The following is a 22,014-nucleotide window of genomic DNA, read 5'->3' as shown; positions in this document are numbered from 1 at the left end:
CCATGAGCATGACCCGCTGGACGGGTTGGCCTGGGTCGCCAAGGGCGCGCGTAAGGCGGCGCAGCTGCATCGATGGCCAGCGAGCCGGCGCACATCATCGTGACCGAGATCACCATCGAGGTCTTGCGGCCCTTGCGGTTGGCGATGCGGCCGAACAGCCAGCCGCAGATCGGCCGCATCAGGAAGCCGCAGCGTGCCGTCGCGCTGTCGGCCGAGGACTTACCCGCGCCTCGGCTCGGGTCTAGAAGGTGCCCGGCAGCAGGATGCTCGAATCCACCTCGTCGATCTGCGTGCGCCCGCAGAAGGCCATCGTGATGTCGAGTTCCTTCTGGATGATCTGCAGCGCCCGCGTCACCCCGGCCTCGCCGAAGGCGCCCAGGGCGTAGAGGAAGCTGCGCCCGATCAGCGTGCCGCGCGCTCCGAGCGCACGCGCCTTCAGCACGTCCTGGCCGCTGCGGATGCCGCCGTCCATCCAGACCTCGATCTCGGTGCCCACCGCTTCGGCGATCGCCGGCAGCGCCTCGATGGAGGAGGGCGCGCCGTCGAGCTGGCGCCCGCCGTGGTTCGACACGATCAGCGCATCGGCGCCGCTGGAAGCCGCCAGGCGCGCGTCTTCCACGTCCATGATGCCCTTGAGGATCAGCGGCCCGCCCCAGAGCTTCTTGATCCATTCCACATCGGCCCAGCTCAGCGCCGGATCGAATTGCTCGGCCGTCCAGGAGGACAGCGAGGACAGGTCCCCCACCCCCTTGGCATGGCCCACGATGTTGCCGAAGCTGCGCCGCTTCGTGCCCAGCATGCCCAGGCACCAGCGCGGCTTGGTCGCGAGGTTGATCAGGTTCTTCAGCGTGGGCTTGGGCGGCGCCGTCAGCCCGTTCTTGATGTCCTTGTGCCGCTGGCCCAGGATCTGCAGGTCCAGCGTGAGCTGCAGCGCCGAGACGTTGGCGGCCTTGGCGCGCTCGATCAGCCGCTCGATGAAGTCGCGGTCGCGCATCACGTAGAGCTGGAACCAGAAGGGATGGCGGTCGGTGCTTTCGGCGATGTCTTCCAGCGAGCAGATGCTCATGGTCGACAGCGTGAAGGGAATGCCGAAGGCCTTGGCCGCGCGCGCGCCCAGGATCTCGCCGTCGGCGTGCTGCATGCCCGTGAGGCCGGTGGGCGCGATGGCCACCGGCATCGCGACTTCCTGGCCGATCATGGTGCTCCTCGTCGAGCGGCCTTCCATGTTGACGGCCACGCGCTGGCGCAGCTTGATCTTGCGGAAGTCGGCCTCGTTCGCGCGGTAGGTGCCCTCCGTCCAGGCGCCGGAGTCGGCGTAGTCGTAGAACATGCGCGGCACGCGCGACTGGGCGATCACTCGCAGGTCTTCGATGCAGGTGATCTGGGAAAGGTCGGGCACTCGGGGTCTCCTTCTTTGGGGTGCGCTGGGTGCCCGATTATCGCGGCGCACCAAGTCGGCACGCCTGTTGCTTGCCTCTGGCACATGGACTGGGCGACTCGTCCTTCCCCTACTTCCAACAGGAGCATCCGCATGAATCGCAACGACGTCACCGAGAAGATCGTCACCGCCAAGGTGGCCAAGGGCATCCAGTGGGCCGAGGTCGCCGAGCAGGTCGGCCTCTCGAAGGAGTGGACCACGGCCGCCTGCCTCGGCCAGATGACGCTCGACGAGAAGCAGGCCGCCATCGTCGGCGAGATCTTCGGCCTCACGGCCGAGGAGCAGAAGTGGCTGCAGGTGGTGCCCTACAAGGGCTCGCTGCCCTCGGCGGTGCCCACCGATCCGCTGATCTACCGCTGGTACGAGATCGTGAACGTCTACGGCACCACCATCAAGGAGCTGATCCACGAGGAATTCGGCGACGGGATCATGAGCGCGATCGACTTCAGCATGGACATCCAGCGGCAGGCCGATCCGAAGGGCGATCGGGTGAACGTGGTGCTGTCCGGCAAGTTCCTGCCCTACAAGACCTACTGAACCGGGCAGGGAGCGGCGCATAGGGTGCTCCCCGGTTTGACTCGGCGCAAGTCTTGCTATCCTGCCCCGGGGCTCGTTGGGGGCCTGCGGCGGGCCTCGAACGGCGGAGGTGCAACGCAGCAGAAATTCTTGACAGCCGGATTGCTGGGATGCGCACCATGAAACTCGACAAGGCCCTCGTCCTCGCTCTCGCGGCCTGCGCCGCCGCTGTCGCAGGCGCCGAGCCCGCCATCGTCTACGACATGGGCGGCAAGTTCGACAAGTCCTTCAACGAGGCGGCCTACCGCGGCGCCGAGATGTGGAAGAAGGAGAGCGGCAAGCCTTATCTCGACTTCGAGATCGCCAACGAGGCACAGCGCGAGCAGGCCATGCGGCGCATGGCGGGACGCGGCGCCAACCCGGTGATCGGCATCGGCTTCTCGCAGGGCAGCAGCCTGGAGAAAGTGGCCAAGGAATTCCCCAAGCTCAACTTCGCGATCATCGATTCGGTGGTCAAGCTGCCCAATGTCGAATCGATCGTGTTCAAGGAGCACGAGGGCAGCTTCCTCGTCGGCATGATGGCGGCGCTGGCCAGCAAGAGCGGCAAGGTCGGCTTCGTGGGCGGCATGGACATCCCGCTGATCCGCAAGTTCCAGTGCGGCTACGAGCAGGGCGCGAAGTACGCCAACCCGAAGGTCGAGGTGAGCTCGGTCATGACCGGCACGACGCCGGCCGCCTGGAGCGACCCGACGCGCGGCAGCGAGCTGGCCAAGGCGCAGTTTGCCAAGGGCGTCGACGTGGTCTTCGCCGCCGCCGGGGGCACGGGCTCGGGGGTCTATCAGGCGGCCAAGGACGCGGGCAAGCTGGCCATCGGCGTCGACAGCAACCAGAACCACATGCAGCCCGGCACCATGCTGACCTCGATGGTCAAGCGCGTCGACGTGGCGGTGTACAACGCGGCGAAGAAGCCGACACCGGGCGTCACCGCGCTGGGTTTGAAAGAAGGCGGAGTCGACTACGCGCTGGACGAGCACAACGCCAAGCTCGTGAGCGCCGACATGAAGGCCAAGGTCGACGCCGCCAAGGCCGACATCATTGCCGGCAAGATCAAGGTGGTCGACTACATGGCCGACAACAACTGCAAGCTTTGAGCGAGACCCTCGCGCCCGCGGTGCGCATGACGCGCATCGACAAGCGCTTCGGTGCGGTCCACGCCAATCGCGAAGTCACGCTCACCGTGCCGGCCGGCACCGTGCATGGCGTGGTCGGCGAGAACGGCGCCGGCAAGAGCACGCTGATGTCGATCCTCTACGGCTTCTACCAGGCCGACAGCGGCGAGATCGAGATCGAAGGCAAGCCCGTGCAGATCCGCGGCTCGAACGACGCCATTGCCCTGGGCATCGGCATGGTGCACCAGCACTTCATGCTGGTCGAACCCTTTACCGCGCTCGACAACATCCTGCTCGGCGCCGAGCCGCACTGGCGGCTGCCGAGGGCCCGCGCGCAGGTGCGCACGCGCCTGGAGGCGCTGATGCAGGGCAGCGGCCTGCAGGTGCGGCTGGACCTGCCGGTCGAGCAGTTGCCGGTGGGGGAGCGGCAGCGGCTGGAGATCCTCAAGACGCTCTTTCGCGGCGCGCGCATCCTGATCCTCGACGAGCCCACGGCGGTGCTCACGCCGCAAGAGACCGAGCAGCTCTTCGACACGCTGCGCGCCCTGCGCGCGCGCGGCACCACGGTGCTGCTGATCACGCACAAGCTCAAGGAGATCATGGCGCTGTGCGACGCCGTGACGGTGATGCGCGCGGGTGCCGTGGTGCTGGACTGCGCCATCGCCGACACCAGCGTCGACGCGCTCGCGCAGGCCATGGTCGGGCGCCGCGTGCAGACGGGGCGCGTCGCCGGTGCCGCGCAGGCGGCGGGCGGAGCCCCGCTGCTCGACGCGCGCGGCCTGAGCTGGCGCGACGCGCAAGGCACGCCGCGCCTGGCCGATGTCTCGCTGCAGCTGCGCGCGGGCGAGATCGTCGGCATCGCGGGCGTCTCGGGCAACGGCCAGAGCGAGCTGCTGGAGGTGCTGTCGGGCATGCTGGTGCCGCAGGCCGGCACGCTGGCGTTGGGCTCGCAATCCTTCACGCCGCAGCATTGGCTCGACCCCGAAGCCGCGCGCGAGGCCGGCCTTGCCCACGTGCCGGAAGACCGTCACCGGCGCGGCCTGGTGCTGCCCTTCGCGGCCTGGGAATCGGCCGTGCTCGGCTACCAGCGCCGGCCGCGCTACAACCGCCACGGCTGGATGCGGCAAGCGGCCATGCAGGCCGACACCGCGCAGATGATGGACGAGTACGACGTGCGTCCGCGCAACGCGCGCCTTGGCAGCGCGAAGTTCTCCGGCGGCAACCAGCAGAAGCTGGTGCTGGCGCGCGAGGCCGCGCCCAAGCCGCGCGTGCTGCTGGTGGGCCAGCCGACGCGCGGGGTCGACATCGGCGCCATCGAGTTCATCCACGGCCGCCTGCGGGCCATGGCCGCCGGCGGCGGCGCCGTGCTGGTCGTGTCCTCCGAGCTCGACGAGATCCTGGCGCTGGCCGACCGCGTGCTCGTGATGGCGGGCGGCCGCATCGTCGGCGAGCGCCCGGTCGCGCTGTGCGACGAGACCACGCTGGGCCGCCTCATGTGCGGCGCCGGGGACGAGGCGGCCGCGGCATGAGACGCCGGGCCGCTCCCAAGTCGAATAGCACCGCAGCGCATGGCGCGGAGGTTGCCTGGTGACCCCGTCCGCCGCCGAGCTGCCGCGCTGGATCGACCTCCTGGTCCTGCCGCTGGTCAACCTTGCATTGGCGCTGCTGGCCTGCGGCATCGTGGTCGCCGTGGTTGGCTACGACCCCTGGCAGGCGCTCGCGCTGCTGGTGGAGGGCGCCTTCGGCAGCCGCATGGGCCTGAGCTACACGCTGTATTACGCGACCACCTTCGTCTTCACCGGCCTGGCGGTCGCGGTCGCCTTCCATGCGGGCCTGTTCAACATCGGCGGCGAAGGCCAGGCCATGATGGGCGGCCTGGGCACCGCGCTGGCGGCCCTGGCCTTCGCCGAGCACCTGCCGGGCTGGGCCATGGTGCCGCTGATGATCGGCGCCGCCATGCTGTTCGGCATGGCCTGGGCCGCGGTGCCGGCGGCGCTGCAGGCCTGGCGCGGCAGCCATGTGGTGATCACCACCATCATGTTCAACTTCATCGCCTCGGCGCTCTTGGCCTACCTGCTGGTCGACGTGCTCAAGGAGCCCGGCAACATGACGGTGGAGAGCCGCGCCTTCGCGCCCTCGGCGCGCGTGCCCGGCATGCACGAGGCGCTCGTCGCCCTCGGCATCGAATGGCCGGCCTCGCCGCTCAACCTGAGCGTGCTGCTGGCCCTGGCCGGCGCCGTGGCGGTGTACCTGCTGCTGTGGCGCTCGCAGGCGGGCTACGCCATCCGCGCGGTCGGCCATGCGCCGGAGGCGGCGCACTACGGCGGCATGCGGCCGCGGGTGCAGATCATGGTGTCGATGGCGCTGTCGGGCGCGCTGGCCGGGCTGGTGGGCATCAACGAGATCGCGGGCGTGCACGGCCGGCTGCTGCTGGAGTACGTGGTGGGCGCGGGCTTCGCCGGCATCGCAGTCTCGCTGATCGGGCGCAACCACCCCCTGGGCATCGTGCTGGCGGCGCTGCTGTTCGGCGCGTTGTACCAGGGTGGCTCGGAGCTGGCCTTCGAGATCCCCGGCTTCAGCCGCGACATGGTGTTCACGCTGCAGGGGCTGATCGTGCTGTTCTCCGGCGCGCTGTCGCAGGTGGCCGCGCCGACGCTGGCGCGGCTGTGGCGCGCGACGCGCCGGGCGCCGCGCGCCGCCGCAGCGCAGGGGAGCAGCGATGGATGAAGTCGCGCTCGGCACGCTGCTCGCCTCGACCCTGCGCGTGGCGACGCCGCTGATCCTGTGCGCGCTGGCCGGCACGCTGGCCGAGCGCTCGGGCGTGATCGATCTCGGCCTCGAAGGCAAGATGCTTTCCTGCGCCTTCGCGGCCGGCAGCGTCGCCGCGCTGAGCGGCTCGCTGGCGCTGGCGCTGGCGGTGTCGCTCCTCGTCGGCGTGGCGCTGTCGCTGCTGCAGGGCTTCGGCTGCGTGACCCATCGCGGCGACCAGGTGGTGATGGGCATGGCCATCACCATGACGGCCGCGGGCCTGACGGTGGTGCTGGGCATCGCGTGGTTCCAGCAGGGCGGCCAGACGCCCCCGCTGCCCGACGCGGTACGCCTCGCGCCGTGGGGGGCGGGCGCCGGCGAGGCGCTGCGCGCGCTGCCATGGGTGGGCACGGTGCTGGGGCTGGGCCTGTTCGGTCACAACGTGCTGGTGTACCTGGCCATCGCCCTGGTGCCGGCCGTGTGGTGGCTGCTGTTCCGCACGCGCTTCGGCCTGCGCCTGCGCGCCACCGGCGAGAACCCGGCCATGGTCGATGCGGCGGGCGTCTCCATCACCGCGCTGCGCTACCGCGCGCTGATGCTCAACGGCGTACTGTGCTCGCTGGCCGGCAGCTACCTGGTGCTGGCGCAGAATCCCGCATTCATGCCGCACATGACGGCCGGCCGCGGCTACATGGCGCTGGCCGCCATGATCTTCGGCAAGTGGCATCCGGTCGGCGCCTTCCTGGCCTGCCTGCTGTTCGGCTTTCTGGATGCGGTGTCGATCCGGCTGCAAGGCGTCGCGTTGCCGCTGGTCGGCGCCGTGCCGGTGCAGGCGATCCAGGCCTTGCCCTACGTGCTGACGGTGGTGCTGCTGGCCGGCTTCGTCGGCAAGGCACGCGCGCCCAAGGCGCTGGGCATCCCGTACGTGAAGGAGCGATGACGTGACCGTTTCGCAGACCTCGATGGCGCAGTTGATCGATGCGGCCCGCGCCGCCCGCGAGCGCGCCTATGCGCCTTATTCGAAGTTCGCCGTGGGTGCCGCGCTGCTGGATGAACACGGCCGTGTCCACGCGGGCTGCAACATCGAGAACGCGGCCTACCCGCAGGGCCAGTGCGCCGAGGCATCGGCGCTCGCGCACCTGGTGCTGGCCGGTGGCACGCGGGTGCTGGCGGCGGTGGTGGTCGGCGTGGCCGATGCGCCCGTCACCCCGTGCGGCGGCTGCCGCCAGAAGCTGCGCGAGTTCGCGGATGAGGACACGTCGGTGTGGTGTGCCGACCTGCGCGAGGTGCGTGGCCGCTATACCCTGGGCGAGCTGCTGCCTGCGAGCTTCGGCCCCGCGCATCTTCCGCATCTTCCAAGACCATGAGCCCGCAAGAAATCATTCGCGACGCCAGCCTCGCCCTGGCCTGCCTGGACCTGACCAGCCTCAACGACAACGACGATGCGGCGGCCATCGATGCCCTGTGTGCCAAGGCGCAAGGCCCGGCGGGCCCGCCGGCCGCGCTGTGCGTGTGGCCGCGCTTCGTGGCGCAGGCCAGGTCCGCGCTGCCGGCATCGATCCGGGTCGCGGCCGTGGCCAACTTTCCGGACGGCGCGCTCGACACTGCGCGCGCCTTGCGCGAGACGCAGGCCATCCTCGATGCCGGCGGCGACGAGGTGGATCTGGTGCTGCCCTGGCGCGCGCTCGCCGCGGGCGATGCGGCCGGCCCTGCGGCGCTGGTCGCGGCCGTGCGCGCGGCATGCGCGGGCAAGACGCTCAAGCTCATCATCGAATCCGGCGAGCTGCCATCGCCCGACCTGATCCGCCGGGCCTGCAGCATCGGGCTCGACGCCGGGGTCGACTTCCTCAAGACCAGCACCGGCAAGACGAGCACGGGCGCCACGCCCGAGGCCGCGCGCCTGATGCTCGAAACCATCGCCGGCCATGCGCGGCGGGACGCGGTGGGCTTCAAGGCCTCGGGCGGCGTGCGCACGGTGGCCGATGCGGCGGTCTACATCGCGCTGGTGCGCGAGCTGCTGGGCGAGCCGGCCCTCACGCCGGAGCGCCTGCGCTTCGGCGCCAGCAGCTTGCTGGCCGACATCGAAGCGGTGCTGTTGCGGCAGGGCCGCGCCGGCAAGCCAGCCGCGCCAGGGGACTATTGAGATGCTGCTGCCGGCCGAGGTCATCCGCGCCAAGCGCGACCGCCATGCGCTCGCGCCGGCGCAGATCGAGGCCTTCGTGCGCGGCCTGACCGACGGCAGCTGGAGCGAGGGCCAGGCGGCAGCGCTGGCGATGGCGATCCTGCTCAACGGCATGGATCCCGGCGAATGCGTGGCCCTGACCCACGCCATGACGCATTCCGGCGAAGTGCTGCGTTGGCCCGACATGCCGGGCCCCGTGCTCGACAAGCATTCCACCGGCGGCGTGGGCGACAAGGTGAGCCTGATGCTGGCGCCGATCGTCGCGGCCTGCGGCGGCGTGGTGCCGATGATCTCCGGCCGCGGCCTGGGCCATACCGGCGGCACGCTGGACAAGCTCGAATCGCTGCCCGGCTACGGCGTCGAGCCGTCGCGCGAGACGCTGCTCGCGGTGCTGCGCGATGCCGGCTGCGCCATCGTCGGCGCCGGCCCCACGCTGGCGCCCGCCGACAAGCGGCTCTATGCCATTCGCGATGTGACGGCGACGGTCGAGTCGGTGCCCTTGATCACCGCCAGCATCCTCTCCAAGAAGCTCGCGGCCGGCCTGCAGGGGCTGGTGCTCGACGTCAAGGTCGGCAACGGCGCCTTCATGCCGGGGCTCGACGAGGCACGCGCGCTGGCCCGCAGCCTGGTGGCAGTGGCATCTGGTGCCGGCCTGCCGGCGCAGGCGCTGATCACCGACATGAACCAGGTGCTGGGCCACAGCGCGGGCAATGCGGTCGAAGTGCGGGAAGCGATCGATTTCCTGAGCGGCATCGAGCGCGAGCCGCGGCTGCTCGAAGTGACCCTGGCACTGGCGGCGCGGCTGCTGTGCCTCGGCGGCCTCGCGGCCGGCATGCCCGAGGCCCGGGCGCAGGCCCTGCGTGCGCTGGACAGCGGCGCGGCTGCCGAGCGCTTCGCGCGCATGGTGGCGGGGCTGGGCGGGGCGGGCGACCTGCGGCGGGCCACGCAGCAACTGCCGGCGGCGCCCGTGCAATGCGATGTGCCGGCACCGCAGGACGGCGTGCTGGCGACGACGGATGTGCGCGCCATCGGCCTGGCCATCGTTGCGCTGGGCGGCGGCCGGCGCCGCGCCGGAGACCGCATCGATCCGCGGGTCGGGCTCACGCAGGTATTGCCGCTGGGCAGCAGCGTCCGGAAGGGCCAGCCGCTGGCGCGTGTGCACGCCGCCAGCCAGGCCGATGCCGAGGCGGCTGTCGCTGCGCTGCAGGCCGCCATGCACATCGACGAGAACACGCGAGGGCCCGCGGCGCTTCCTGCGCCCGGCCCAGTGATCTGCGAAGAGATCATGCCTGCGCCATCGCCGCGTTCCGTCTGATCCAACCCTCACCCCCTGCGGCCGCATGGGGCTGCCGGAAGTAAGTCCGCCTGACCCATGTGCGGGCCGGCGCTGCCTATGCCAACAGCACCCGCGCGTCCACCTTCTCGATATCGGTGTGCCCACAGAAGGCCATCGTGAGGTCCAGTTCGCGATGGATGATCTGCAGGGCCCGCGTCACCCCGGCCTCGCCCATCGCACCCAGCCCGTAGAGCATCGAGCGGCCGACGTAGACGCCCCTGGCGCCGAGGGCACGCGCTTTCAGCACGTCCTGCCCGCTGCGGATGCCGCCGTCCATGTGCACCTCGATCCGGTGGCCCACGGCCTCGGCGATCGCGGGCAGCGCCGAGATGGAGGAGGGCGCGCCGTCGAGCTGGCGGCCGCCGTGGTTGGAGACGATCAGCGCATCGGCGCCCGAATTCACGGCCAGCCGCGCGTCCTCCACGTCCTGGATGCCCTTGAGGATCAGCCTGCCGCCCCAGCGTTTGCGGATCCAGTCGATGTCCGCCCAGGAGAGGGTGGGATCGAACTGCCTGTTGGTCCACTCCGACAGCGAGCGCATGGTCTCGATGCCCTTCACATGCCCGAACACGTTGCCGAAGTTGCGGCGCTTCGTGCCCAGCATGCCCAGGCACCAGCGCGGCTTGCTGGCCATGTTCGCGAGGTTGGCCAGGCTCAGCTTCGGCGGCACCGACAGGCCGTTGCGCAGGTCCTTGTGGCGCTGGCCGATGATCTGCAGGTCGAGCGTGAGCACCAGGGCCGAGCAGTTCGCGGCCTTGGCGCGGTCGATCAGGCGCGCCATGAAGTCGCGGTCGCGCATCACGTAGAGCTGAAACCAGAAGGGCCGGCTCGTGGCCGCCGCGATGTCCTCGATGGAGCAGATGCTCATGGTCGAGAGCGTGAAGGGGACGCCGAACTTCTCCGCCGCCCTGGCCGCGAGGATCTCGCCGTCGGCATGCTGCATGCCTGTCATGCCGGTGGGCGCGATGGCCACCGGCATCGCGACCTCGATGCCGGCCATCGTCGTGCGCGTGCTGCGCTGCTCGATGTTCACCGCCACGCGCTGGCGCAGCCGGAGCCGGTCGAAGTCGGCGGCGTTCGCTCGGTACGTGCCCTCGGTCCAGGAACCGGAGTCCACGTAGTCGTAGAACATGCGCGGCACGCGCTTCTTCGCGAGGACGCGCAGGTCCTCGATATTGGTGATGACGCTCACTGGGCCGAGATCTTCTGCTCGCTGATCAGCTTGCCCCAGCGCGCCGATTCCTGCGCCATCGCCGTGGCCAGCGCGGCGGAAGGCATGAAGTCGGGCACCGCGCCCTGCAGCGCCGCTGCCTGCGGGAGGTCCGGCGCGCTCATGGCGCTGCGCGCCGCCTCGCCCAGCTTGTCGACGATGGCATCGGGCGTGCCGGCGGGTGCCAGCAGGAAGAGGCGCGGCGCCACGTCGATGCCGGGCACCGCGGTCGAAAGGGCGGCTACGCTTTCGGCGCCCGGCAGCTTGTCGTTGCTCATCATCGCCAGCGCGCGCAGCTTGCCGGCCTTGGCCTGCGCCAGGCCGGCGGTCGCGCTGACCACGCCCAGCGGCACCTGGCCGCTGATCACGTCGGGCACGATCTGCGCCGCGCCGCGGTAGGGGATGTGCAGCGCGAAGGTGCCCGACTGGCCCTTCATCATCTCGAAGCCCAGGTGCTGCACCGTGCCCACGCCCGAGGTGGCAAAGGAATAGAAGCCGGGCCTGGCCTTCAGCGCCGCCACCAGCTCGCGTGGATTGGTGGCAGGGAAGTCGTTGCCGGCCACGATCAGCAGCGGCGACTTGAACAGGCCCGCCACCGGCACGAAGCTCTTGACCGGGTCGAACGTGAGCTTGGCCTGCATGTACTTCGCAATCAACGTCGAGCTGTCGCCCAGCAGCAGCGTGTAGCCGTCGGGCGCGGCCTTGGCCACCGCGTCGCCGGCGATCACGCCCGCGGCGCCGGCGCGGTTCTCCACCACCACCTGCTGGCCCAGCAGGGCCGACAGGCGCGGCGCGATGAGCCGCGCCATCGCATCGACGCCGCCGCCGGCGGAGTAGCCCACCAGCAGGCGGATCGGGCGGTCGGGATAGGCGCCTTGTGCCGAGGCGAGACCTGCGTGACCGGCCAGCAGGGTGGCGGCCAGTGCGAGCAGCGCGCGGCGGTGAGGAGTGAATGGCTTCATCGTCTTGTCTCCGGAATCTGGTTGTCGTGGACGGGCTCTCAGGCCTTGCCGACGCCGCGCGAGCCGGGGCGCTTGGCCAGCTCGGCCACACGCTCGCGGTTGGGCTCGAAGCCCAGGCCCGGCTTCTCGGGCAGCGCCAGCACGCCCTGGCTCGGCACCGGCAGGTCGTCGAAGACCAGCTTGCAGCAGTCCACCGCCACCGAGTGGTATTCCACCAGCGAGCCGTTGGCCAGCCCCGCATGCAGGTGCATGTTGTGGTGCGGCCAGGCCCCGCCGTTGGCGAAGCGCGCGTTGAAGGCCGAGGCCATGCCGGCGATGCGCAGGCATTGCGTAAAGCCGCCGGTGATGCAGGCATTGGGCTGCACCACGTCCACCGCCTGCGCCACCAGCATGTCGCGGAAGCGGCTGGCCTGGCCTTCGTTCTGCCCCGCGGCCAGCGGGATCGAGGTCTTGTGGCGCAGCTTCACCAGGTTGGGGATGTCGTTCTGCGACACCGGCTCCTCGAAGAAGCTGATGCCGTATTCCTCGATGCGCTGCGCCAGCGAGAGCGCATGGAAGTAGTCGAGGCTGCAATTGGCGTCGATGTAGAGCTGCACCTCGGGCCCCACCGCCTCGCGCACGGCGCGGATGCGCTGCACGTCCTCGGCGATCAGCGCGTCCAGCGGGCGCGGCTCGTCGCGCCGCGCTAGGCCATGGTGGCCCACCGTCATCTTCAGGCGCTTGAAGCCGCGCTCGACCCAGCTCTGCGCCGCCGCGGCCAGCTCGTCGCGCTCGAAGAAGGCGAAGCCGAAGGTGGCGTACACCGGCACCTCGGCGCGCGCGCCGCCCAGCAGGCGCCAGCAGGGCTGGCCCAGCGCCTTGCCCTTCAGGTCCCACAGCGCCAGGTCCAGCGCGGCGATGGCATGGCTCGCATAGCCCGACTGGCCGCGCGGCGTGAGCAGCCAGTAGAGCCGCTCCCAGATCTGCTCGTGGCGCAGCGGGTCCATGCCGACGAGCGCATGGGCGGCGATGTCGTTGACCACCGAGGCGATCACTTCCTCTTCGGTGATCGCGGTCATGCCGGTGCCGACCAGGCCTTCGTCGGTTTCGACGTCGACCAGGCACAGCGAGAGCGAGGTGGTCTTGCTGCGGCCCGCGGCCTCCACCGAAACCGGCAGGTGCAGGGGCGTGGCCGCGACGCGGGTGATCTTCATGGGGGCGTGTCTCCAGGGTTGGGCGCAGTGTAGGAAGGCCGTCCCGGCGCTCACAAGCATCCTGCGCGAAGCCTGCTTTCGCGAAACACGAAATCAAGGGTTTGCCCGGAGCGGGCGGTCAGCGCAGCAGGAAGCCGATCAGCGTCAGCGTGGCCGGCGTGGGCTCGACGCCGCTGCGCAGCGCGATGCGGTGCGTGCGCGCGGCCCAGGCATCCGTGAGCGGCACCGCGGCCAGCGGCAGGCTGGCGAGTTGCGGGCCTATCGCCTGCAGCGGCAGCACGGCCACGCCCAGGCCGCCCGCGACCATGCGGCAGACGGCGTCGAAGCTGCGCATCTGCATGCGGATCTTGAGCGCCTTGCCGGCCTGCGAGGCCGAGCGCATGAGCCGGCTGGAGAGCGCGGTGCCGTCGTGCAGCGCGATGAACTGCTCGTCCAGCGCCTGCTCCAGCGCCAGCGGCGCGGCGCCGGCCAGCGCATGGCCGGCCGGGACCACCAGCACCAGCGTGTCGGAGAAGCAATCGGTCAGGGTGATGCCGTGCGGTGCATGCGCCATGTCCACGATGCCGAGGTCGGCACGCCCTTCGAGCAGCAGCAGCGGGATGTCCAGGCTGCCGTGCTCCACCACATCGATGCGGATCAGCGGATGCTCGCGCGCCATGCGGTCGAGCTTGGCCGGCAGCACTTCCAGCATGGCCGAGGTGTTGGCCGCCAGGCGCACGTGGCCTTGCAGGCCCTTGGCGTAATCGTGCAGGTCGACCGACAGCCGGTCCATGTCGACCAGGATCTCGCGGCCGCGCCGCACCAGCATCTGGCCGGCGGGCGTGAGCCGCACGCCGCGCGAGGAGCGCTCGAAGACGCGCAGGCCCAGCGCCTCCTCCAGCGCGGTGATGCGCGCGCTGGCGGCTGCCACCGCGAGCTGCAGGCGGTCGCCGGCGGCGCTGATGGAGCCGAGCTCCGCCGCCGCGACGATCACGCGCAGCGTGGCGAGGTCAAGCGGCTCGTTCAAGCGCGGACTCGGGCGCGAACAGGCGGCCGTGGCCGGGCGAGGCGGGGTCGAGCCCGCCGGTGCGCATCAGGTCCCAGAAGCCGGCGGGCGAGCTCGAGGTGACCGGAATGCCGAGCTGGCGCTCCAGCGGCACGTGCAGGTCCAGCGTCAGCAGGCCGCCGCAGGAGATCAGCAGGCCCTGGGCCGAGCGGTCGGCAGCCACGGTGCGCTCGGCCAGCGCCATCAGCGTTTCTGCCGGCACCTGGCCGACCGCTTCGACGCCGGTGATGGAGAGGCCCTCGATGTGCGTCACCGTGATGCCGCAGCTCGCCAGGTAGTCCATCAGCCGCTGGTTGAGGGTGTCGATGTACGCGGTGGCCACTGCGACGCGCCGGATGCCGAGGGCGCGCAGGCTGTCGACGATCGCGTGGCTCATGGTGGTGCAGGGCAGGCCGGTGGCTTCCTGCATGCGCTCGCGCAGCGCGTCGGTGAATGCCAGGCCGCGGTAGAAGCTCAGCGAGGTGCCCATCAGCGAGACGGCTTCGGCACCGGCGTCGCGCAGCTCGGCCGCGAGCGCGAGGATGCGGTCCACCACGGTGTCGAAGCCTTCGGGCGAGATGCCCGGGATGCCGAGGCCGCGCGCGATAAAGCGCACGTCGCGCCCGCCGTAGAGCGCCTGTCCGTCGATCGGAACGAGGCCTGCGGCCGGCGGCACGATGAGGCCCAGGGTGCTTGTCTTCATGTCGATGTCTCCGGATGAATGCTCGAGTTGGCCCGAGCGCCGGATTGTGCGGCAAGCGGCAGCGGCCCCCGGGGGGCCTCGACTTCAGCCCTGCAGATGCAGCGCCATGGCGGGATCGCTGACGCCCGGCTTGCCGGTCTCGACGCGGCCGGCGAAGCGGCGCTCGAAGTTCCTGGAGGTGACGGTGAAGTCGTACCAGTCGCCGCTCTTCCTGAGGTTCCAGTGCTGCGTCTCGGTCTCGCCGGGCTTGATCTTCTTCATCGTCCACGGGCCATCGTCGCGGTAGGCGTTGGACGTGATCGTCACGCTGCCGGTTTCCTTGCCGCTGTTGCGTACCCTCAGGTGGAGATCGCCGCTGTGCGCCTGGTAGCCGACCTGGATCTCGGGCTGGAAGTCCGCGGTGTCGTGGAACAGCGCATCTCCCTTGAAGCTGCGCACGAAGCCGTTGGGGCCGTAGACCCAGAGCTCGTACTTGCCGCTGTCGGAGAGGCCCGTGTTCCAGGTGTCGGTGAGCGTCTTGCCGGCCTCCACGGTGTAGCGGCGCGGGATGCGGTCCAGGTGCAGCTTGTCGTAGACGTGGAAGACGGCGCCCTGCTTGCCGCTGTTGGCGAACACCAGCGAGAGCATGCCGCGCGACTCCACCCGCGCGCTGGTGTGCAGCTCGTAAGGGAGTGCTCGCGACGGGCGCACGCCGGTCTCCTGGAACAGCGGCTGCGGCGTGGCGGGCGCAGTGGTGATGGGAGCCGTGGGCAGCAGCCTCTGCGCCGCATTGATCGCGGGGAAGTTGCTCGTGTCGGGCAGTTTGGGGAAGACCGGGTCGTTCGGGTTTTCGAAGTCGAAGCAGGAGGTGAGGTCGCCGCAGACTGCGCGGTGCCACGGACTGATGGCGTCCACCGTGATGCCGAAACGCTTCTCCAGGAATCTGCCCACGGAGGTGTGGTCGAACACCTGCGAATCGACCCAGCCGCCCTTGCTCCACGGCGACACCACGTACATCGGCACGCGCGAACTCAGGCCCCACGGGCGACTCTTGCCGCTGGTGGTGTCGTTAGCGCTCAGGTAGTTGCCCACGGAGGCGTCGAAATACTCGCCGTCCAGCGCCACGGTGGACTTGCCCATCAGGTTGCCATTGACGTCATACGACGGCACCGCCGGCATCGGCAGATGGTCGAAGAAGCCGTCGTTCTCGTCGAAGGTCACGAAAAGGACGGTCTTGCTCCAGACTTTCGGATTGGACGTCAGCGCGTCCAGCACGTCCGAGATGAAGTCGGCGGCGCCGGCAGTGCCTTCGCTGCTGCCGGGATGCTCGGCCAGGGCCTGCGTGGGCAGCACCCACGAGACCTGCGGCAGGGTGTCGTTGATCACGTCCTGCTTGAGCTGGGCGAGGAAATTGACAGCGCCGTCAGCCGACGCGGGGCCGCCCGTCAGGCCGTGCTCATAGATCGGCGAAGCCGGCTGCGCAGTGCGGAAACTCTGGAAGGCCAGGCATCCGTGCATGGCGCCCGTCCAGTTGTTGTTCATGTTCTGGTAGATGTGCCAGCTGATGCCCGCCTTCTGCAGGACGTCCGGCAACGTGTCCCATTTGAAGGCGGTGTTGACGTACTTGTAGTTGTAGGCACCGGTTCCGGGGTCGACCTGACCCGATCCGTCTGCCTGCTGTGCCCTGCCCGCGACCCAGTTGGACGGGTTGGGCCAGCAGCGCGAGTTGACAGGCTCGCCATCGGCATGCGTGCTGTTGATGCCCTGCTTGCGCAGTTCCGGGTTGAAATTGGAGCCGGACCAGAAGACGATGCGGTTCGGGTCGGTGCCGGTGAGGACGGAACAGTGATAGCCGTCGCAGACCGTGAAGGCATCGGCCAGCGCGAACTGGAACGGAAGATCCTCGCGCAGGAAGTAGCCCATCGTCGCCTGGTTCTTGAACTGAATCCAGCGATCCATCTTTCCCTGGTTCCACGCGGCCTGCTGATCGGGAAAATTGTGCGGCGTGCCGGATCCGATCAGCGCCCTGCCGATCTTGGAATTGCGGCGAAAGGGCTGGATCTCCGCGCCGCCGGTGGGGTTGGGTTGGAAATACACCGGCTTGCCATTCGCCAGCGGAATCGGGAAGCGGTCGCCGAAGCCGCGCACGCCGCGCATGGTGCCGAAGTAGTGGTCGAAGCTGCGGTTCTCCTGCATCAGGATGACGATGTGCTGGACGTCCTCGATGCTGCGGTGCTTGTTGTGCGCCTCGACGGCCAGCGCGCGGCGGATCGAGGGCGGCAGCACGGTGAGCGCGGTCGCGGCACCCAGGGTGCCTGCAGTCTTGCGGAGGAAGTCGCGTCGTGGGGGAATGTTCGTGGTCATGGATTCAGCTCGATGAGGAGGGGCGAGAAGGGGATGGAAGGGTCAGGGCGCCCAGCTCGTGGATGTCGATGAGGCCTGGTCGTCCGCCCCGCCGTCGGCCTTCTGCGCCGCCGTTGTCTGGCTGCTTGCCGCTGGCGCGCCCAGCGAACCGCCATCGGAGCCGCCGCCGCAGGCTGCGAGGCTGAGCAGGAGCGCGGCGGCGCAAAGACCGCGGATGAAAAGTGGAGGTGTCATGGTGGGATTCCTTGGTTGCACTCGAAGAGCTTAGGAATCGGAGATGACAAGAAAATGAAGTTCGCTCAATGAATGAGCTGATAGAACTTGAGATTCGTTCAATTCAAGGGGGAGGGTGTGCCCCGGCGCGCAGACGCCCCGGCGGCGCTGCGGCGCAGGCGCTTCGCTTCAGTAGCGCTTGAGAGAGAGCACGTCGAAGGTCTGGCGCAGCGTCCGGACCGAGCGCTCGTAGTCCGAGAGCGCGAGGCAGGCGATCAGCGCATCGATGATGGCCAGCTGCGCGAGACGGCTGGTCATGGCCTCGGTGCGGAAGCTGGTCTCGCGCGCCATGGTGAAGAGCAGCACATCGCAGAAAGCCTGGATCGGCGACTTGCCGAGGTTCGTGATGCAGATGGTCGTGGCGCCCGCTTCCTTGGCCAGGCGCGTGGCCGTCACCGTCTCGTGCGTGCTGCCGGAATGCGAGATCGTCAGCACCGCCACGTCGCGGCCGGTGAGCGAGGCGCTGATCGCCTGCACGTGCGAGTCGACCACCACCTTGGCGTCGAGCCCGATGCGCAGCATGCGGTAGTGCGCGTCCTCGGCGATGGTGGCGGCGCTGCCGATGCCGTAGATCTCGACGCGTTTCGCCTTCTTGATCAGCCGCACCGCCTTCTCCATCGCCTTGACGTCCAGCGCGGCCTGGGTGTCGTGCAGGGTCTGCACGTTGCTCTGGAAGATCTTGCGGATGGTGGCTTCGGCCTTGTCGCCGGGCTCCAGGTCCTCATGGATGAACTGAACCGGCTGCACGATCTCCTGCGCCAGCGTGATCTTGATCTGCTGGAAGCCGGTGGCGCCGAGGTTCTTGCAGAAGCCGACGATGCTGCCTTCGCTCGAGCCCGTGCGCTCTGCCACCTCGCTGACCGACATATGGACCACGTCCTGCGGGTGCGTGACGATGAACTCGGCGATGCGCCGGCCGACCGGTCCGAGCGAGGGCCAGAGCGTTTCGATGCGCGCCAGCACGGCCGAGATCTGGCCGTGCGGCGCTTCGGTCCTGGCCGGTTTTCGGGAAGGCTGCTGCTTCATGGGCGCAGAGCTTACTTGGCCGCTGCGCTCTTTACGCCGGCGCCGCGCACCTCGAGCTTGACCTGGTCCACCACGCGGCCGCGCGCGTCGAGCAGCTCCACCACGTGCCGGCCGGGCCACGGCAGCCACTGGGCGCTGGCACCGCGCGCGAAGGGCTTGCCGTCGATGCGCCATGCGAGGCCGCGGCCTTGCGCCTCGAAGCGCACGCGCTGATGGCGTGGGGGGATGTCGGGGTCCAGCGCGATGATGGTGCCGTGCGTCGGCGCGGTGATGCGCGGCGCCGGCTCGGCATCGGCCGCGGCGGCCGGCAGCTCGAAGCGGGCCTGCTCGGTGCCGGCGATGAACCATTCGTCGCGCGCCGCCTCGAGCCCGTCGCCGAAGCGCACGTGTGCGCGCACCACGCCCGTCGGCGGCGCTGGCGGGCGGCTGGCTTCGCGGCGGTGCAGGAAGCCCATCAGCTCGGCCCACACGGGCGCGGCCCCGCTGGTGCCGCTGACATCCCACATCGGCGAGCCGCTCGCGTTGCCCACCCACACGCCCACGGTGTAGCGCTCGGACCAGCCTACGGCCCAGTTGTCGCGCATGTCCTTGCTGGTGCCGGTCTTCACCGCGCTCCAGAAGCGCGTGCCGAGCACGCTGTCGAGGCCGAAGGTGGGGGCGCGCGCGTTGGCGTCGCTGAGGATGTCGCCAACGATGAAGGCGGCGCGCGAATCGATCGCTGCGGTATTGCTCCTTCCCCCTCCGGGGGAAGGCTGGGATGGGGGCACGCGCCGCACCAAGATCCGCGTTTCCCCGAACCTCCCCCCATTTGCCAACGTCCGGTACCCGTTCGCCAACCCCAGCAGCGACACCTCCGCGCTCCCCAGCGCCAGGCTGTAGCCGTAATAGTCCCCGTTCTGCGCCAGCCCCAGCCCCGCCGCGCGCAACTGCCGCGCGAACGCCTCAGGCGACACCATCACCAGTGTGCGCACCGCCGGCACGTTGAGCGAGGCCGCGAGCGCGGTGCGTACCGAGACATGGCCCTTGAACTGCCGGTCGTAGTTCTGCGGGATGTAGAGGCCGCTGGCGGTGCTGATCTGGGCCGAGGAATCGTCGAGCAGCGAGGCCGCGGTAAGCCGTCGCTCGGCGATCGCCTGCGCATAGAGCAAGGGCTTGAGCGTGGAGCCCGGCTGGCGCTGCGCGAGCACGCCGTCGACCTCGGCTGCGCGGCTCAGCGTGCCGGAGGAGCCGATCCAGGCCAGCACCTCGCCGCTGGCGTTGTCGAGCACCACGGCCGCGCCGTCCTCGACATTGCGGCCGCGCAGCTCCTTCAGGTGGCGCTGCAGGGTCGTGAGCGCAAAGCGTTGCAGCGGCGCCCGCAGCGTGGTGCGGATGTCTGCGCTTTGCTCCCTCTCCCTCCGGGAGAGGGGTGGGGTGAGGCCATTGGCGCTCGATAGCGCCTCGGCTTCTTTCAAAGCCCGCCGCGCCAGGTGCGGAGCGATGCCTTCGCTCGCCTCGAAGGCCCTGCGCTGCAGAGCCGCGCTCGCGAACATGTCCAGCGCCTCGCAAGCCATCCTGGTGTCTGCCTCCATGGCGCGCATCACCTCGCAAGCGCGTTGCGCGACCAGCGCCGGCTTCGCGTTGGGCGCGCGCACCAGCGCGGCCGCCACCGCCGCCTCGCGCGCATCCAGCCCGTGCGGCGCTTTGCCGAAGAGCGTGCGCGACAACGCATCGATGCCGACGAGCTCACCGCGGAAGGGCACGGTGTTGAGGTAGGCCTCGAGGATCTGGTCCTTGCGCCACTGGCGCTCGAGCTGCTGCGCCGCCACGGTCTGCCCCAGCTTCTGCGCCAGGTCGCGCCCGCCGCTGCCGCGGCGCAGCTCGTCATCGAGCAGGCCGGCGAGCTGCATGGTGATCGTGGAGGCGCCGCGCGTGCGCGTGTTCCACAGATTGCCCCAGGCGGCGGCCGAGACCGCGCGCCAGTCGACGCCGCTGTGCTCGTAGAAGCGCTTGTCTTCGCTGAGCAGCATGGCGGTGCGCAGGGCCGGCGAGACCTCGGCCAGCGCGACCCACCGGCCGCGACGCACGCGGCTGTCGGTGCGCACGCGCTGCAGCAACTCGCCGTCGCGGTCGAGCACCTGGATGTCGGAGGGGCGGAAGTCGCGCTTCACCTCCTCGAAGGCCGGCAGTGCCCGCGCCGGGCCGGCCAGGGCGGCAAGCAGGCTCAGCGCGAGGAGGGCGTTTCGGGTGCGCGGCATGGGGCCGCTAGCTTGCCACAGGCGGCAGCGATGCCGAGGTCGCGGCGGTTCATCGACGTTGGGTTGCCGGGGACAGACATGCGGCGCGCAAAAAGATGCGTTCCGGGCATGCGAATGCGGTCCGGGCCTACTTTCGAACGGGCGCGCGTGCCGGTTGGCGGCGGCTCCCGCGCCGGGCATTGTGCAAGCACATCGTGTTACCCAAGGAGAACGTATGAAAACACTCGTTGCCCTGCTGATTGTCGCTTCCGCCGCCCTGGCCGGCTGCGTGGCGGTGCCCTACGACAGCGGCCGGCCGCCGCCGCGCGCCGGCTACGCGGACCGCGACCGCGATCGCGACGGCGTGCCCAACCGCTACGACCGCGACCGCGACAACGACGGCGTTCCGAATCGCTACGACAGCCGCCCGAACAATCCCAACCGCTATTGAACGTGGGCGCCCTGCGCGCTATTCCTGGGGCGGAAACTCCGGATGGCGCGGCAGGTCGTCGGCGAAATGCACCCAGGGCAGGCGCTTCGACTCCCAGTAGTGCAAGCTCGGTGCGACGCGCGCCGGATCGTCGAGGCTGCCGATGGTGATGTCGATGAGCCCCGGGATGTAGTCGGCCGTGAAGCTGATCTGCGTTCCGCAGCGGGCGCAGAAGCCGCGGCGCGCGCCCGGCGACGATTCATAGACGGTCGGTGCGCCCGCGGGAAAGACCACCTGCGATTCGGCATACATGGCCCAGGCCACGGCCGGTGCCGCATTTGCGCGGCGGCACATCGAGCAATGGCACAGTGCCGCCATCACGGCATCGCCGCTGATGCGGTAGCGGACCGCGCCGCACTGGCAACCGCCTTCCAAAACCGAGGGATTCGACACGGGTTGCTCCTTTGCTAGTCCAGGATGAGCTGCGTCTGCGTGACGACGGCGCAGAGCTTGCCTTCGGCAGAACGGACCGTGGTCTGCCACACCATCGTGGTCCGGCCCCGGTGCAGGGCGATGCTCTCGCCGGTGACCGTGGTGTCGACGCGCGCACTTCCGATGAACTTGGTGCTGGAGTCGGTGGTCGTCGTGCGCTTGCCCTGCGGCATGTTGATGACGGTGCCGATCGCGCCGAGGGTGTCGGCGAAGGCCATGTAGGCGCCGCCGTGCAGGACGCCGCCGGTGGTACAGAGGTCCGGGCGCACGTGCAGTTCGGCGACCACGCGCTCCGGCTCCAGCGTGAGGAGGCGAACGCCCATGAGACCGGGAAATACCGGATCCAGGATTTGCTGGACGGCTTCGACAGAGGGGGTGGTCATGGGGCGGCCTTCTTCGTGTTCATTCGGTGGCAGCGCTTCGACGCACGAGAAGCGCCTTGATCACTCATGCGTCTGCCTTGAGGGGCCTGTAGGGCTGCGTTCCGAATCGGTTCGCCGACTTGGCCCGCGCTCGCTCGGCTTCGATCTCGCGGTCGCGCGGATCGGCGGTGGTCACCAGCGAATCGATCAGCACCCGCGCCGCGCTCGCGACGTCTTCCACGGCGCGTTGGAAAGCCTCCTGGTTGAGCTTCGAGGGGCTGTTGAAGCCGCTGAGCTTGCGCACGAATTGCAGCGATGCGGACCGTATTTCCTCATCCGTCGCGGGCGGTTCAAAATTGAAGAGGGTCTTGATGTTTCGGCACATGGTCGC

General features: G+C 69.7%; 22 protein-coding genes. 9 read left to right on the top strand and 13 right to left on the bottom strand.

What is annotated here, in order from left to right:
- Positions 1–241: 241 nt before the first annotated feature.
- On the bottom strand, positions 242–1,399 hold the full coding sequence (locus AC3A6X_RS02615) for an alpha-hydroxy acid oxidase (protein ID WP_487840684.1): 1,158 nt from the start codon (positions 1,397–1,399) through the stop codon (positions 242–244).
- 132 nt (positions 1,400–1,531) lie between these two features.
- Here AC3A6X_RS02615 and cynS point away from each other — a divergent pair, with 132 nt between their 5' ends.
- From cynS to deoA, 8 genes are all read left to right on the top strand, one after another.
- The gene (gene cynS, locus AC3A6X_RS02610) at positions 1,532–1,975 is read left to right on the top strand and encodes a cyanase (RefSeq protein WP_106554961.1); all 444 of its coding nucleotides are present in this window, start codon (positions 1,532–1,534) and stop codon (positions 1,973–1,975) included.
- Between the two features lie 158 nt (positions 1,976–2,133).
- Complete coding sequence (locus AC3A6X_RS02605; RefSeq protein ID WP_487841084.1) at positions 2,134–3,105, top strand: BMP family lipoprotein; 972 nt, start codon at positions 2,134–2,136, stop codon at positions 3,103–3,105.
- A complete protein-coding gene (locus AC3A6X_RS02600) occupies positions 3,102–4,652 on the top strand; it encodes an ABC transporter ATP-binding protein (RefSeq protein ID WP_487840683.1) in 1,551 nt (516 codons plus the stop codon). Before AC3A6X_RS02605 ends, AC3A6X_RS02600 begins: the two co-directional genes overlap by 4 nt.
- A gap of 58 nt (positions 4,653–4,710) precedes the next feature.
- Positions 4,711–5,850, top strand: a complete 1,140-nt coding sequence (locus tag AC3A6X_RS02595) for an ABC transporter permease (protein ID WP_487840682.1) — start codon at positions 4,711–4,713, stop codon at positions 5,848–5,850.
- Entirely contained in the window at positions 5,843–6,811 is a 969-nt protein-coding gene (locus AC3A6X_RS02590; RefSeq protein WP_487840681.1) for an ABC transporter permease, read from the top strand. The genes AC3A6X_RS02595 and AC3A6X_RS02590 overlap by 8 nt, the downstream gene beginning before the upstream one ends.
- A 1-nt stretch (position 6,812) precedes the next feature.
- On the top strand, positions 6,813–7,238 hold the full coding sequence (locus AC3A6X_RS02585) for a cytidine deaminase (protein ID WP_487840680.1): 426 nt from the start codon (positions 6,813–6,815) through the stop codon (positions 7,236–7,238).
- A complete protein-coding gene (gene deoC / locus AC3A6X_RS02580; protein WP_487840679.1) occupies positions 7,235–8,014 on the top strand; it encodes a deoxyribose-phosphate aldolase in 780 nt (259 codons plus the stop codon). The genes AC3A6X_RS02585 and deoC overlap by 4 nt, the downstream gene beginning before the upstream one ends.
- Position 8,015: 1 nt before the next feature.
- The gene (deoA, locus tag AC3A6X_RS02575) at positions 8,016–9,368 is read left to right on the top strand and encodes a thymidine phosphorylase (protein ID WP_487840678.1); all 1,353 of its coding nucleotides are present in this window, start codon (positions 8,016–8,018) and stop codon (positions 9,366–9,368) included.
- A 76-nt stretch (positions 9,369–9,444) separates the two neighbouring features.
- Here deoA and AC3A6X_RS02570 read toward each other — a convergent pair whose 3' ends face one another.
- The 9 genes from AC3A6X_RS02570 to pbpC all read right to left on the bottom strand — a co-directional run bounded on the left by AC3A6X_RS02570 (position 9,445) and on the right by pbpC (position 20,360).
- The gene (locus tag AC3A6X_RS02570; protein ID WP_487840677.1) at positions 9,445–10,581 is read right to left on the bottom strand and encodes an alpha-hydroxy acid oxidase; all 1,137 of its coding nucleotides are present in this window, start codon (positions 10,579–10,581) and stop codon (positions 9,445–9,447) included.
- A complete protein-coding gene (locus AC3A6X_RS02565; RefSeq protein WP_487840676.1) occupies positions 10,578–11,561 on the bottom strand; it encodes a Bug family tripartite tricarboxylate transporter substrate binding protein in 984 nt (327 codons plus the stop codon). Before AC3A6X_RS02565 ends, AC3A6X_RS02570 begins: the two co-directional genes overlap by 4 nt.
- A 38-nt stretch (positions 11,562–11,599) precedes the next feature.
- Positions 11,600–12,754, bottom strand: a complete 1,155-nt coding sequence (locus AC3A6X_RS02560; RefSeq protein WP_487840675.1) for a mandelate racemase/muconate lactonizing enzyme family protein — start codon at positions 12,752–12,754, stop codon at positions 11,600–11,602.
- 118 nt (positions 12,755–12,872) lie between these two features.
- The gene (locus AC3A6X_RS02555) at positions 12,873–13,760 is read right to left on the bottom strand and encodes a LysR substrate-binding domain-containing protein (protein ID WP_487840674.1); all 888 of its coding nucleotides are present in this window, start codon (positions 13,758–13,760) and stop codon (positions 12,873–12,875) included.
- Positions 13,744–14,481 (bottom strand): arylmalonate decarboxylase, encoded by a 738-nt coding sequence (locus AC3A6X_RS02550; protein ID WP_487840673.1) that lies wholly within the window; start codon positions 14,479–14,481, stop codon positions 13,744–13,746. Before AC3A6X_RS02550 ends, AC3A6X_RS02555 begins: the two co-directional genes overlap by 17 nt.
- A gap of 84 nt (positions 14,482–14,565) precedes the next feature.
- The gene (locus AC3A6X_RS02545; protein WP_487840672.1) at positions 14,566–16,824 is read right to left on the bottom strand and encodes a phosphocholine-specific phospholipase C; all 2,259 of its coding nucleotides are present in this window, start codon (positions 16,822–16,824) and stop codon (positions 14,566–14,568) included.
- 42 nt (positions 16,825–16,866) lie between these two features.
- The gene (locus AC3A6X_RS02540) at positions 16,867–17,058 is read right to left on the bottom strand and encodes a hypothetical protein (RefSeq protein WP_487840671.1); all 192 of its coding nucleotides are present in this window, start codon (positions 17,056–17,058) and stop codon (positions 16,867–16,869) included.
- A gap of 168 nt (positions 17,059–17,226) precedes the next feature.
- Complete coding sequence (locus tag AC3A6X_RS02535) at positions 17,227–18,060, bottom strand: MurR/RpiR family transcriptional regulator (RefSeq protein WP_106556605.1); 834 nt, start codon at positions 18,058–18,060, stop codon at positions 17,227–17,229.
- A 74-nt stretch (positions 18,061–18,134) separates the two neighbouring features.
- Positions 18,135–20,360, bottom strand: coding sequence for a penicillin-binding protein 1C (pbpC, locus tag AC3A6X_RS02530; protein WP_487840670.1), 2,226 nt, complete (start codon positions 20,358–20,360; stop codon positions 18,135–18,137).
- Positions 20,361–20,574: 214 nt separating this feature from the next.
- Here pbpC and AC3A6X_RS02525 point away from each other — a divergent pair, with 214 nt between their 5' ends.
- Positions 20,575–20,790 (top strand): thrombospondin type 3 repeat-containing protein, encoded by a 216-nt coding sequence (locus AC3A6X_RS02525; protein WP_309965128.1) that lies wholly within the window; start codon positions 20,575–20,577, stop codon positions 20,788–20,790.
- An 18-nt stretch (positions 20,791–20,808) separates the two neighbouring features.
- Here AC3A6X_RS02525 and AC3A6X_RS02520 read toward each other — a convergent pair whose 3' ends face one another.
- From AC3A6X_RS02520 to AC3A6X_RS02510, 3 genes are all read right to left on the bottom strand, one after another.
- Complete coding sequence (locus AC3A6X_RS02520) at positions 20,809–21,222, bottom strand: GFA family protein (protein ID WP_487840669.1); 414 nt, start codon at positions 21,220–21,222, stop codon at positions 20,809–20,811.
- 14 nt (positions 21,223–21,236) lie between these two features.
- Positions 21,237–21,644, bottom strand: a complete 408-nt coding sequence (locus tag AC3A6X_RS02515) for a PaaI family thioesterase (RefSeq protein ID WP_487840668.1) — start codon at positions 21,642–21,644, stop codon at positions 21,237–21,239.
- A 64-nt stretch (positions 21,645–21,708) separates the two neighbouring features.
- Positions 21,709–22,008 carry a DUF2277 domain-containing protein gene (locus AC3A6X_RS02510; protein WP_487840667.1) on the bottom strand — a complete coding sequence of 100 codons (300 nt, stop codon included), beginning with the start codon at positions 22,006–22,008 and terminating at the stop codon, positions 21,709–21,711.
- Between the last annotated feature and the right edge of the window lie 6 nt (positions 22,009–22,014).

The organism is Variovorax sp. Soil_C_12, assembly GCF_057657375.1.
This window is presented reverse-complemented; position numbering and strand designations above follow the sequence as displayed.

Bases quoted from the DNA above. Each gene is read 5' to 3' on its own strand.
- AC3A6X_RS02605 (WP_487841084.1), top strand. From the start codon at position 2,134: ATGAAACTCGACAAGGCCCTCGTCCTCGCTCTCGCGGCCTGCGCCGCC.
- deoA (WP_487840678.1), top strand. From the start codon at position 8,016: ATGCTGCTGCCGGCCGAGGTCATCCGCGCCAAGCGCGACCGCCATGCG.
- pbpC (WP_487840670.1), bottom strand. From the start codon at position 20,360: ATGCCGCGCACCCGAAACGCCCTCCTCGCGCTGAGCCTGCTTGCCGCC.
- AC3A6X_RS02525 (WP_309965128.1), top strand. From the start codon at position 20,575: ATGAAAACACTCGTTGCCCTGCTGATTGTCGCTTCCGCCGCCCTGGCC.
- AC3A6X_RS02565 (WP_487840676.1), bottom strand. From the start codon at position 11,561: ATGAAGCCATTCACTCCTCACCGCCGCGCGCTGCTCGCACTGGCCGCC.
- AC3A6X_RS02545 (WP_487840672.1), bottom strand. From the start codon at position 16,824: ATGACCACGAACATTCCCCCACGACGCGACTTCCTCCGCAAGACTGCA.
- AC3A6X_RS02590 (WP_487840681.1), top strand. From the start codon at position 5,843: ATGGATGAAGTCGCGCTCGGCACGCTGCTCGCCTCGACCCTGCGCGTG.
- deoC (WP_487840679.1), top strand. From the start codon at position 7,235: ATGAGCCCGCAAGAAATCATTCGCGACGCCAGCCTCGCCCTGGCCTGC.
- AC3A6X_RS02560 (WP_487840675.1), bottom strand. From the start codon at position 12,754: ATGAAGATCACCCGCGTCGCGGCCACGCCCCTGCACCTGCCGGTTTCG.
- cynS (WP_106554961.1), top strand. From the start codon at position 1,532: ATGAATCGCAACGACGTCACCGAGAAGATCGTCACCGCCAAGGTGGCC.
- AC3A6X_RS02515 (WP_487840668.1), bottom strand. From the start codon at position 21,644: ATGACCACCCCCTCTGTCGAAGCCGTCCAGCAAATCCTGGATCCGGTA.
- AC3A6X_RS02550 (WP_487840673.1), bottom strand. From the start codon at position 14,481: ATGAAGACAAGCACCCTGGGCCTCATCGTGCCGCCGGCCGCAGGCCTC.
- AC3A6X_RS02540 (WP_487840671.1), bottom strand. From the start codon at position 17,058: ATGACACCTCCACTTTTCATCCGCGGTCTTTGCGCCGCCGCGCTCCTG.
- AC3A6X_RS02510 (WP_487840667.1), bottom strand. From the start codon at position 22,008: ATGTGCCGAAACATCAAGACCCTCTTCAATTTTGAACCGCCCGCGACG.